Annotated in this window: 10 protein-coding genes; 6 read left to right on the plus strand and 4 right to left on the minus strand. The window is 49.4% G+C overall.

What is annotated here, in order from left to right:
• Positions 1-171: 171 nt before the first annotated feature.
• A complete protein-coding gene (locus tag HED65_RS02495; protein ID WP_114977286.1) occupies positions 172-1095 on the plus strand; it encodes a LysR substrate-binding domain-containing protein in 924 nt (307 codons plus the stop codon).
• A 255-nt stretch (positions 1096-1350) separates the two neighbouring features.
• A complete protein-coding gene (locus HED65_RS02500; protein ID WP_114977287.1) occupies positions 1351-3732 on the plus strand; it encodes a glucose/quinate/shikimate family membrane-bound PQQ-dependent dehydrogenase in 2382 nt (793 codons plus the stop codon).
• Between the two features lie 50 nt (positions 3733-3782).
• Here the strand turns inward: HED65_RS02500 and HED65_RS02505 are convergent, their stop codons facing one another.
• The 3 genes from HED65_RS02505 to HED65_RS02515 all read right to left on the minus strand — a co-directional run bounded on the left by HED65_RS02505 (position 3783) and on the right by HED65_RS02515 (position 7060).
• Positions 3783-5474: a methyl-accepting chemotaxis protein gene (locus tag HED65_RS02505; protein WP_114977288.1), complete on the minus strand. Its 1692-nt coding sequence runs from the start codon at positions 5472-5474 to the stop codon at positions 3783-3785.
• Between the two features lie 160 nt (positions 5475-5634).
• Positions 5635-6753 (minus strand): S-(hydroxymethyl)glutathione dehydrogenase/class III alcohol dehydrogenase, encoded by a 1119-nt coding sequence (locus HED65_RS02510; RefSeq protein WP_114977289.1) that lies wholly within the window; start codon positions 6751-6753, stop codon positions 5635-5637.
• Positions 6754-6784: 31 nt separating this feature from the next.
• Entirely contained in the window at positions 6785-7060 is a 276-nt protein-coding gene (locus HED65_RS02515; RefSeq protein WP_021242544.1) for a metal/formaldehyde-sensitive transcriptional repressor, read from the minus strand.
• A gap of 483 nt (positions 7061-7543) precedes the next feature.
• On the opposite strand from HED65_RS02515, the gene HED65_RS02520 reads away from it, so the two are divergent.
• The 3 genes from HED65_RS02520 (at position 7544) to HED65_RS02530 (ending at position 9956) form a co-directional block, all read left to right on the plus strand.
• Positions 7544-8155: a hypothetical protein gene (locus HED65_RS02520; protein ID WP_114977290.1), complete on the plus strand. Its 612-nt coding sequence runs from the start codon at positions 7544-7546 to the stop codon at positions 8153-8155.
• Between the two features lie 74 nt (positions 8156-8229).
• Complete coding sequence (locus tag HED65_RS02525) at positions 8230-8961, plus strand: EAL domain-containing protein (RefSeq protein WP_114977291.1); 732 nt, start codon at positions 8230-8232, stop codon at positions 8959-8961.
• Positions 8962-9089: 128 nt separating this feature from the next.
• Positions 9090-9956, plus strand: coding sequence for an AraC family transcriptional regulator (locus HED65_RS02530; protein WP_114977292.1), 867 nt, complete (start codon positions 9090-9092; stop codon positions 9954-9956).
• 118 nt (positions 9957-10074) lie between these two features.
• Here the strand turns inward: HED65_RS02530 and HED65_RS02535 are convergent, their stop codons facing one another.
• On the minus strand, positions 10075-11538 hold the full coding sequence (locus HED65_RS02535) for an EAL domain-containing protein (protein WP_114977293.1): 1464 nt from the start codon (positions 11536-11538) through the stop codon (positions 10075-10077).
• 277 nt (positions 11539-11815) lie between these two features.
• On the opposite strand from HED65_RS02535, the gene HED65_RS02540 reads away from it, so the two are divergent.
• Complete coding sequence (locus tag HED65_RS02540; RefSeq protein ID WP_114977294.1) at positions 11816-12700, plus strand: MarR family transcriptional regulator; 885 nt, start codon at positions 11816-11818, stop codon at positions 12698-12700.
• Positions 12701-12717: the final 17 nt, after the last annotated feature.

Raw genomic sequence — 12717 nt, forward strand, 5'->3', positions numbered from 1 at the left:
GACCCTCCTTCAGAATGCGCAATAAAAGAACAAGGACGTTCGCTTTTGGGCACCTGCCGAAAAACATGTTGTAACTCAAACAGATCAGATGTTAAAAATATTTTGCTATCAAGTTATCAAAATTAAACAACTTAACTTGTCACCCGCATCGCTCTGTTTTTAACATCGCCTATGGAAAAAAATGGTCTGTTCAGTCAGCGCATACGCTTGCGCCATTTGCATACATTTGTGGCCGTCGCTCAACAGGGAACGCTGGGGCGTGCGGCTGAAACTCTTAACCTGAGCCAGCCTGCTCTCTCGAAAACGCTGAATGAGCTGGAACAACTTACCGGTACCCGTCTTTTTGACCGTGGTCGTCTGGGGGCGCAACTAACCCTGGTGGGCGAGCAATTCCTCACGCACGCCGTAAAAGTACTTGATGCCCTTAACACCGCGGGCCAGTCCCTGAATCGTAAAGAAGAACACTCCAGTGAAGTTGTGCGAGTGGGAGCCCTGCCTACTGCTGCGCTGGGTATTCTGCCCCCGGTCATTGGTCAGTTCCACAAACAGCAAAGACATACCACGATTCAGGTTGCCACCATGAATAACACCATGTTGCTCGCGGGGTTGAAATCAGGTGAACTGGATCTTGGCATCGGTCGAATGTCCGATCCTGAACTGATGGGTGGTCTGAATTACGAACTGTTGTTTCTGGAATCACTGAAGCTGGTGGTGCGTCCTGACCACCCTTTGTTGCAGGATACCGTGACCTTAAGCCGCGTCATGGAGTGGCCTGTTGTGGTTTGCCCTAAAGGGACAGTCCCGCGAGACACTGCCGAGACACTGCTGAAAATGCAGGGATGTTCGCTGCCTTCCGGTTGTATCGAAACGCTTTCGGCCTCGCTTTCACGCCAGCTTACCCTGGATTATGACTACGTCTGGTTCGTTCCCTCCGGCGCGGTAAAAGATGATTTACGCCAGGGTACGCTTACCGCACTGCCGGTGACGTCACCTGGAGCAGGTGAACCCATCGGTATTTTGACCAGGGTGGATTCCCCACTTTCCACAGGCGCACAAACATTGCTGAGCGCTATTCGCAAATCTATGCCGGTCTAGAAACTTTTCCCCTCACTCTAACCCTCTCACCAAAGGGGGCGAGGGGCAGTCCTGTGCTCTAATCAATTAATGCGAAATTATTCATTAACAATTGCGTAAAACAATTTAACAGTTTTATCATATCGCTGAATTCACCAAATGGTTCGTAAATAATTTTATAAACCCAAATTCACTCGCATTAATCATTATCTACCCTGCAATTATTACCCAACTGGTACATACCCGGCACAGCGGGGGGATCTAAAGGAGACAGAAATGGCATTTGGCAGCGCGCCGCGCGGGATACCTCGTATTCTGCAGTGGCTACTTGCCGGACTGATGATGCTCATCGGTCTGGCCGTCGGCGGGTTGGGCTTTAAGCTCGCCACCGTAGGTGGAAGTTGGTACTTCCTGATAATGGGCGTGGTGATGGTGATTGCCGCGATCCTGATTTTTACCAGTCGCACCAGTGGGATAGTGCTTTATAGCATAGCGTTTATCGCCTCACTGTTCTGGGCAGTAAGCGATGCGGGCTGGGATTTCTGGCCGCTCTTCTCGCGCCTCTTCACGTTTGCCGTACTGGCCTTCCTTTGCGCCATCGTGTGGCCTTTTCTGCGTGCAGCAAACCATAATGCCCCAAACAAAGCGTCCGCTTTCGGTATCGCGATCGTGCTTGCTGTGGCTATGCTGGTCAGCCTGGGCTGGATGTTTAAACCGCAAACCCTCGTGGCGGCTAACGAGCCCGTTCCGGTTAAACCCGTCGCCCCCGGTGAGCAACAAAAGAACTGGGAGCACTGGGGCAACACCACGCACGGCGACCGTTTCGCCGCGCTGGACCAGATTAACAAGCAGAATGTCAGTGACCTGAAAGTTGCCTGGGTTGCACACACGGGTGATATCCCGCAGAGCAATGGATCTGGCGCGGAAGATCAAAACACGCCATTGCAGATCGGCGACACGCTGTATGTCTGTACACCATACAGTAAAGTGCTGGCACTGGATGTCGACTCCGGTAAAGAGAAGTGGCGCTATGATTCCAAAGCCACGGCACCTAACTGGCAGCGTTGCCGTGGTCTGGGCTATTTTGCGGATCGCGCTTCAGTGACAACGTCACAGATTGAGACACAGCCTGCCGCGTGCCCTCGCCGCCTGTTCCTGCCCACTACCGATGCCCGCCTGATTGCCATCAACGCGGATACCGGTAAGGTCTGTGAAGACTTTGGCGACCATGGCACCGTTGACCTGAGCGTCGGTATGGGCGAGATCAAGCCCGGATATTATCAGCAGACATCCACGCCGCTGGTTGCCGGGAATGTCGTTGTCGTCGGCGGTCGCGTCGCGGATAACTACTCCACTGGCGAACCACCGGGCGTGGTGCGCGCGTATGACGTTCACACCGGTAAACTGGCGTGGGCGTGGGATCCGGGTAACCCGAACCTGACCGGCCTGCCGCCGGAAGGCCAGACCTACACGCGCGGTACGCCGAACGTCTGGTCGGCGATGTCTTACGACGCCAAACTGAACCTCATCTACCTGCCAACCGGTAATGCTACCCCTGATTTCTGGGCAGGTGAACGTACCGCGCTGGATGATAAATACAGCTCATCTATCGTGGCGGTTGATGCAGCCACCGGTCAGGTCCGCTGGCATTTCCAGACCACCCACCACGACCTGTGGGACTTTGACCTGCCTTCCCAGCCGCTGCTGTACGACCTTCCTGACGGCAAAGGTGGAACCACGCCTGTGCTGGTGCAAACCAGTAAGCAGGGCATGATCTTTATGCTCAACCGCGAAACCGGTAAGCCAGTGGCGAAGGTTGAGGAACGTCCTGTCCCGGCGGGTAACGTCGAAGGTGAGCGCTACTCTCCAACCCAGCCGTATTCCGTTGGCATGCCGATGATTGGCAACCAGACGCTGACCGAGTCCGACATGTGGGGGGCGACGCCTGTCGACCTGCTGCTGTGCCGTATTCAGTTCAAAGAGATGCGTCATCAGGGCGTCTTCACGCCACCAGGTCTCGACCGTTCCCTGCAGTTCCCTGGCTCGCTCGGCGGGATGAACTGGGGCAGCGTCTCTGTTGACCCAAACAACAGCCTGATGTTCGTCAACGATATGCGCCTGGGGCTGGCAAACTACATGGTGCCGCGTGCAAACGTGGCGAAAAACGCCAGCGGCATCGAGATGGGTATTGTACCGATGGACGGCACGCAGTTCGGCGCGATGCGCGAACGCTTCCTGTCGCCGCTGGGCATTCCATGCCAGAAGCCGCCGTTCGGAACCATGTCAGCTGTTGACCTGAAAACGGGCAAGCTGGTGTGGCAGGTCCCTGTCGGCACAGTGGAAGATACCGGCCCGCTGGGCATTCGCATGCACATGCCAATCCCAATCGGTATGCCAACACTGGGCGCGTCACTCTCTACTCAGTCTGGCCTGCTGTTCTTTGCCGGTACTCAGGATTTCTACCTGCGCGCGTTTGATACCGCCACCGGGAAAGAGATCTGGAAAGACCGTCTCCCCGTGGGCAGCCAGTCCGGCCCGATGACTTACGTGTCACCGAAAACCGGTAAACAGTACATCATCATTAACGCCGGGGGTGCCCGTCAGTCACCGGATCGTGGTGATTATGTTATCGCGTATGCGTTACCGGATAAGAAATAACAGATGAAAAAAGGGACCGAAAGGTCCCTTTTGTTGTCTGGTGGCGCAACTCAGAATGTTTCCCAGTTATCCCCGGAAACCGTCGCCGCAGGGCGTAGCGGCGTACTCTTCGTCACTGAGGCTGGTGTGGCCACTCGGCCTGGCTTCACGCTACTCAAACGAAACGCGCCAACCGCTTCGGTCAGGCGCGCGCCCTGTTCTTCCAGAGATGCCGCGGCTGCGGAGGCTTCTTCCACCAGCGAGGCGTTCTGCTGGGTGACTTTATCCATCTCAGAAATCGCCTGACTCACCTGCACAATGCCACGACTCTGCTCATCAGACGCTGCGGCAATCTCCAGCATGATGTCAGTCACACGTTTAACCGCTTCCACGATTTCATTCATGGTGTTACCCGCGGCGACAACTTCACCGGAACCCTGGTCGATCAGCGAGACCGACTCGTTGATCAGGCTTTCAATCTCTTTTGCGGCATTCGCACTACGGCTTGCCAGGGTACGTACTTCGCTTGCTACCACAGCAAAACCGCGGCCCTGCTCACCTGCACGCGCCGCTTCTACCGCTGCGTTAAGCGCCAGGATATTGGTCTGGAAGGCAATGCTGTTAATCACTGCGGTAATCTCAGAGATTTTTTTCGAACTGCTGGAGATGTTACCCATGGTTTTGACCACACCGGAAACCATCTGGCCGCCACGGCTGGCTTTACCGGAGGCATCTTCCGCCAGCTTACTGGCATGGTGAGCATTATCCGCGTTCTGTTTCACCGTTGCGGTCAGTTGTTCCATACTTGCGGCGGTCTGCTCAATGGCAGCAGCCTGCTGTTCAGTGCGCGAAGAGAGATCGGTGTTACCGGCAGAAATTTCACTGGTTCCACGGTAAATCTCCTCCGCCCCCTGGCGTACGGTGCCCACGGTGTTTTCAAGCGAGTGCTGCATGGTTTGCAGATCGCGTGTCAGGCGGCCAATTTCGCTTCGTCCAGCCACATCGTCCGGCATTGTCAGGTCGCCTTTGGCGATATTCTCGATACGTTTCGCTGCACGCTGCAGCGGATGGATCACCGTGCGGCGCAGCACAGTAAAGGTCAATGCCGTCAGCACCAGTGCGAGCGCGAACGCGCCGATCATAAACATAAGCCCCAGTTGTGTGCGGCTGTGTGCCTGTGCCGTCAGGGCATTGGCACGGTCGGTACGGATCTTAATCGCTTTCAGCAGTACGGTATTGTAAGCATCATCCAACGGACGCGCAGTTTCGTTTTCGTGGTTGATAATCGCTTCGAACATGCCGTTTTTGGCAAATTTGACCATTGGTTGCAGGCCCGCGATATAGGCGTCATAGCGTGCTTTCAGGTCAGCATCCAGCGCTTCGTCCGCTGAGGTACGCACAGAACGATTCATATAGGCAGTGAAGCTATCTTGAGACTGCTTGATACGTGTTTCTGCCTCGCTGATGTTCTGCTTCATCGCATCCATCTCCGCGATACGACTGGCGGCACCGGCATGGATCATATTGATACGTGCGGTTCGCAGATGGTTTGAGCTGTTCGACAGCCCCATACGCACCTGAATTTCGGATGTGACATCCTGCTGATCGTGATCAGCCTGTAGCAGGAAATAACCCGCCAGACCTGAGCTCAAGGCAAAAAGCAGAATAATGCCACCGAGAATGGAGGAAAACAGCGGAACCAGCCTGATGTGATGCAAGAAGCTCAGCTTGCGCTGTGCCGGCATCGAAGTAGTGTTGTCCATGACCGTCGACTCTCTTGTAGGTAAGATGCGTAAAAACACGCTTGTTAAATAGTCATCGGCACGGCAGAGATTTAGATTACGGCTAAAAACGCCGCACTGGTCACACTTTAGAGAAGATTATTAAAGAAATGCCAGCGGTGAAAAACCGCTGGCAGAAGAGTTACTTGTCGCCGAAATGAATAACGGTACGGATGGATTTCCCTTCGTGCATCAGATCGAACGCGTCGTTGATCTGCTCCAGTGGTAAACGATGGGTGATGAACGGATCGAGCTGGATTTTTCCGGCCATAGCATCTTCAACCATACCCGGGAGCTGAGTACGCCCTTTCACGCCGCCAAACGCGGACCCGCGCCATACGCGACCTGTCACCAGCTGGAATGGACGTGTTTTGATCTCCTGACCCGCGCCAGCCACACCGATGATGACGCTTTCGCCCCACCCTTTATGACAACATTCGAGCGCAGAACGCATTACATTCACGTTGCCAATACATTCGAAGCTGAAATCAACACCACCGTCAGTGAGTTCTACGATAACGTCCTGGACCGGCTTATCGTAATCTAGCGGGTTAACGAAATCGGTCGCGCCCATTTCACCCGCCAGTTTGAATTTCGCCGGATTGGTGTCGACTGCGATGATACGACCAGCCTTCGCCTGAACCGCACCCTGAATCACCGCCAGACCAATGCCACCGAGACCGAATACGGCCACGGTGTCGCCTTCTTTAACTTTTGCTGTGTTATGCACCGCGCCAATACCGGTGGTCACGCCGCAGCCCAGCAGGCAGACTTTATCCAGAGGTGCCTGTGGGTTCACTTTCGCCAGTGAGATCTCCGCACAAACGGTGTATTCGCTGAAAGTACTGGTACCCATGTAGTGATAGACAGGCTCGCCGTTATAAGAGAAACGGGTGGTACCGTCTGGCATCAACCCTTTCCCCTGAGTGGCGCGAACCGCCTGGCAGAGGTTGGTCTTACCGGATTTACAGAACTTACACTCGCCGCATTCCGCAGTGTACAGCGGGATCACGTGATCACCTGGCTTCAGGCTGGTCACGCCCTCGCCCACTTCCACCACAATCCCGCCACCTTCATGGCCCAGTACCGCCGGGAAGACGCCTTCCGGATCGTCCCCCGATAACGTAAATGCATCGGTATGACACACACCGGTGTGAGTGATTTTGATCAGCACTTCGCCTTTCTTTGGCGGTGCCACATCAATTTCAACGATTTTGAGCGGCTGGCCGGGGCCAAATGCAACTGCAGCGCGAGATTTCATCATGTCTTCCCTTTATGTCAGGTATGTGGGTTTATTTTAGATAAGAGCGCAGCAAATGGCCGACTTCTGCCATGCGTACAGCTCGCTGATCCGGCGTGGTTTCCCCCGCCACCAGCTCATCTTTGAGGTGAATTTCGACCATTTCGCCCATCAGGCCATTGGCAGCTCCGCGCACGGCGGCAATTTGCTGCAGGATGGCCAGACAGGGATCGCCCGACTCCAGCGCACGTTCAAGGGCATCAACCTGCCCACGAATGCGACGGACGCGGGTAAGGATACGTTTTTTGTCTTCGGGTGAATGCGGCATACGCCCTCCTGATACTATAGGGGGGTATGGTATTTCACTTATCTGGAGTTGTAAACCTTCCTGTCCTGGCGCAAGCGATACGCCGAGACTGCAGAACATTCTCTCCACTTAAAAACAGGAAATTACCGATAATTTATCAATTCCGGGCATTACCACAATAATCTGCCTGATACCCCCTGCTTCATTTGTCGGAAAATACTTTACCTGCGAAGCAGTTGCCATCAGCAGATTGATTGCCGTCATCGGTGACGACAATCACATAAAATGGTTTGTCCAGATGAATATTTGTGGGCATCTTTTTTCTTTATATTGCGATGTAAATTATGGATTTTAAACTAAAAAAACATAAAGAGATGGGAAAATAAAAATTTTGCAGACCGTTTTAAGCCAGGATAAGTATAGTGATGGAGTATCTTTCTGGTTTTTTTTGTATTGACGGTGTGCTTACTGGAGCATACCATCAAAATAAAAAACTGGTGATATATGAAATATTCAGGCTGTGATGTGTTTATTCTTGGCAGGGATGCTTTTATAAGGAATGGGCTCTATCATTTATGTCTTGATTGCTGCTTCTCTGATATTTTTATTTTCAACCGAATCAATGAAATGGAAGCTGCGATTTATCGTTCCTTGCTGGTGGATGACCACCACAAAAGACGAGTGATTATACTTTCTTTCGAATGTGGTGATGATGGACCAGTAGAGTCACCCTATCTTCTGGAACGGCTAGGCAGATGTAAAGACAGTATCGAGTTGTATTTATTGATACCACAACCAGCCTACCGGATTAAGCTTATTTATAAGTCTTGTAATAATCACGTTCGTTTTTTATGTAAAAAAGACAGTCTGGTAAATCTGAGGGGGAAGCTAAGTATCCCACCTCCTCCGGAGTTTACAGGCGATGTCGTTAAATTCTTTACGTTCAATGAAAAGGAGGTTTTTTTTAATTTTTTAAACAATCCACATCTTCCCTGTAATAACAGGGTGATGTATATGAGAGATTATGCCACGTTTTCCAGAATTGCGTGTAAGTTAGGGATGAAAAATCAAGAGCTAAGGGAATACCTTTGCCTGTTAAATCTTAAATACATATAAAAAGGCGATTGTATTTTATTTGCACTCAAACCATAACGCCAGCACCCTGTCTTTCACAACCTTTTGGGGAACGCATGAAATTTTTTTATGATAATAGATCATGTACCGTTCGTGTTTTTTATGAACCAGTTGTTTCAACATCAGGGAACCTGTATGCCATCGAATTGCTGAGTCGGATAATCTCCGAACCCGGCGGGGATACAATACCATCAGCGAATTTTTTCAAGGCTGCCAATAAAAAAACGGTCAGGGATATTTTTATCCTCCAGTTAAGAAAGTTAGCCGAAAACTTTACCTTCCTGGAGCATTCCGGGATAAGATGCTCAATCAATCTTACCTTTGATACGGCTGAGTATGTCCTGGCGAACCAGGGTGTTCAAAGGGTTATCGACTATCTGAAACCTTGCCTTTGCTTTGAAGTCTCTGAGATATTTTTTAAACATGCCGATACTGTTGTTATTGATAACATTTTATACAAACTGATGAGTCTGTGCCCTTTGTGGCTGGATGATTTTGGCTCAAAAGCATCAAATTATGATGCTTTAGGAACCGGATTCTTTTCGGCTGTAAAACTATCCGCAGAAACGTTTCATTCGTTAGCCAGCGATAGCGAGGGTCGGATTTTATTAAGTGCTCTCATTAGTTATATAGAATCCAGGGGAATGACCTCCATTATTGAAGGCATCGAAGATGAGTTGTTATTTTCTTTATTCATGAACACCAGGGCTACTGCAGCGCAGGGATACTTCTGGCCTGGAGATTATGAACTACATGATCTTGTTGAAAAATATACGCACAATAATTAGCTGACAGGTCACCTCCTCGTTTTCTGGCCTGCCTTCCCTCGTCAAGTGATGATTGCCAGAGAAATTGCGCAAGATCGGTCAGGATCTTCACTGTACGGTAAGGCAAAGTAAGTCATCAGGAGGATGCAATGAACGATACGATCACAACGGTGTACCGTGAGCGCTTCATGATGGTGTGCGACTATATCGCCCGCCATCTCGATGAGACGCTTACGCTGGAGAAACTCAGCGCCATGGCAAACTGTTCGCCTTATCATTTTCACCGGCAGTTTCTGGCGTTCAGCGGTCAGCCACTGTATCGCTATATCCAGTGGTTACGCCTTCGTCGTGCTTCCTGGCGACTGGCGTTTAATCCACAGGAAAAGGTGATTGATATTGCGCTCGACGCCGGATTTCAGAACCCCGAATCGTTCAGTCGCGCCTTCAGAGCCGCGTTTGGAAAAAGCCCACGTCAGTTCCGGCAGCAGCCGGACTGGTTGAACTGGCACCAGCGCGTACCGAAAATGGCCTTACAGGAGCAACAAACGATGGAAGTAAAGATAGTCGATTTCCCACAGACTAAAGTGGCGATACTGCATCACCGCGGCAGCCCCGATCTGGTGAATGAGAGCGCGGCGAAATTTATCGCCTGGCGCAAAAGTACGGGCTTATCGCCAGTACGCGAAAGCAGAACATTTGGCATCGCATGGGACGACCCTGCAACAACAGCAGCAGACGCCTTCCGCTTCGATATTTGTGGCAGCGTTTCTGAAGCCATTGCGGAGAATGAATTCGGTGTAACCAATGGTGAGATTGAAGGTGGACGATACGCCGTTGGGCGTCATACCGGAACGCTGGATAACATTTCCCAGACGGTCTGGGCGCTGTTCCGCAACTGGTTACCGGGCAGCGGCGAAACGCTACGCGATGCCCCGGTATTTTTCCACTACCTTAATTTAATTAATGAGGTGCCGGAATATGAGTTGCAAACGGATATCTATCTTCCACTGAAATAAATTCAGTCGAAACATTGTTGATGCATTTGTGCGTTCAGAGACAGTAAGTTGCACCACAAGTCTCTGGTTCACCACCAGCATGGAAATCATTAAAAGCCCTTCGGGGCTTTATTTTTATTTAACTAAAAATCCTAACCATGCGGTCTAATTCATCCTCTCTCACAGCGCGAGATAAATAATACCCCTGAAAGTTTTTGACGCCAATCGCAGCTAACTTCTCAAATTTTTCTTCGCTATCAACGCCCTCTGCGATGCAATCTGTTCCGGTCATATCGCTATAAAGTTGTATCGCTTTAATAAGGTGATAGTCATTGTCATTTGCTACGAAGTGCTCAACAATGTCCCTGTCCAGTTTGAGCCCATCAAAATGTACCTGTCGCACCGGGAACATGGTTTGATGGTTAGAGAAGCAGTCATCCAAAAACAATCGACACCCAGTGCTCCGTAAATGTCGCATGGTTTCAGGGATCCTGGTGTCCTTCGTGACATCAATATCCTCAGCGAATTCAAAGACTAAATTTTCGGCCCAACGCGGTTTGAGTAGCATATCGATAGCTTTCCTTGCCATATCAGGCAATGCATTCCCGGAAGCCAGACGAGGTGGAATATTAACTGAAAAATAATATTTACCGTTATATTTATTAATGCCTGACACTGCAGCATGGATGACTAGCGCCGTAATCTTTAGCCATATTTCATTATTTGAAATATCAGTCAAAAAACTGGCTGGCTTGACAATTTTACCATTTTTATTCCAGCGAATAAGAATTTCAAAACCGACACCTTTCTTGTCCCGATCGGTAATGATCTGGTACACAGGAAATATTTCCCGTTTAAGTAACGCATTATAAATCTCCGTCTCTTTAGCCGTAAACCCTGTTTTTTGACTTTTGCGCTTAATACTATCACCCACATTGAAATTATGCGGATCGTTTACCCATTGCTTGATCAAATGCAATTTCTGCATACCTTCCTTACGGTGGGTATAAACTGTTTTATTTGAAAGCCCCATTTTGTCGCACAATTCTTTAACAGACATACCTCGGTAGAAATTTAATAGAACATCAATTTCTCTTTTGGTTAGCCATTTTAAGTTCTCGTTAGAAGAAAAATCCAGATAGCGATCCCGTAATAAGCGTGAACCATCCTTAAATATATCATTGTGTATGTTGAAACAGGTCATTACATCAGAAATACGGGCGATGCGGATCAATGATAATTGACGGTTGCTATTTAAAAGGCTACCCAGGGTGCGATACAGCCAACTGTCCGGTATATCACCATACAGGGTGACACGTTGAATAACGGGTAGCGAATTAAGTACGGATGCCAGTCGTTTCAGACTCTCAAGGAGATTGACAATACCTTTCCCCAGGAACACCACAATGTGAGCACTCTGATTTATAAGAATATTTTTTCTGTCTCGTTGAGATATGTCATCCCCGTCAAAACGAATAAGCGATGCCTGTATACCGTATTTGTTCAGGATCAGACGATATCCCTGAAATGTGAAACCGCAGGCTGAGATGACAAATTTTTGTTCATCGCAAGCCCCATTTCTGAGAGGAATTTTGTGGGTCATAACCTGCTCCTGGGCACCAACGCGCCTTTTCCATATGTGAATGCATAAAATGTCATGCACCTGATGTGAATATTAATTTTACCGTACAACATCAAGGTAAGAAACAGTCCTTACTGGAACATCTTTGCGTTAATCACCTCACACCACACAACGTGCAAATATACTTTTCTTTTCAAATAACCACGGCAAATCCTTCATTCTCAGGGTATAATGAAAATTCCGAAAAAGAAGACTGGATACTTCATCTATCGGCTCATTCAAATACGAGAAATACGCTATGGATAATCACATCTCATCCAGGGCCTTGCTACATCGAAGGGATGTTATAAAGAACAATCCGCGATTCAGTGAGGCAATATTAGAGCACTACACAATTAATGACACCATCTACAAAAAACAACCTTTGTTCTACAAGACAATGCTCCAGGAATCACGATTCAACATTATTCTATCCATGTGTTGTTTCATTTTTGGAAATCAGGCCGAATCTGTTTCGGAAATAAAAGAGCTATGTTCTCGCTATAAAATAGCCAGCCCCAACAGCGTTATTGCGATCATCACGATACTCAGAACCACGGGGCGCATCAGCACCTGGCGCTGCACGGACGACAGACGCAAAACGCGAATTGCCCCAACCGAAAAGGGGTTGAATGAACTTAAGCGATACATGTCCGGTGCATTTTTACCGGTCAGCATTCTATATCCGACTTTTAATATTGATGTTAACCTGTTAGATAACGACATTCTGAGAAACAACTTTTTCCGTCGCGCGGCAGAATATCTCTTTCGGGGGTTAACGTTCAGAAAGGTTTTGCCTGAAGTGGGATTATTTATCGATAAAGATGGCGGTCGAATGATTATGCTCTATCTATACCTGCAGGCCATAAAAAACAAATCCGCCTATGGTGCGGTTATTGAATATTCAGCAAGCACACTCGCAAAAGAATTTTTTGTCTCACGTATTCACGTCAACCGAATTATCAAATCGGCACAAGAAGCAGGTTATCTGAAAGATCGGGGTGATGGGCGTATGTCGATATACCCGGCGTTTATCGAACTCGTCGAAAATTATGCCGGATTATATTTTGCATATGTCACCCATTACATCAACGTTGTTCCTAAAGATCGTCGCCACGCTCATCACTTGACATCAACTGTATAATTCAACAGGCGTTCGGT

Origin of the sequence: Pantoea sp. LS15, assembly GCF_012241585.1 — a bacterium.
Taxonomy (GTDB): domain Bacteria; phylum Pseudomonadota; class Gammaproteobacteria; order Enterobacterales; family Enterobacteriaceae; genus Enterobacter.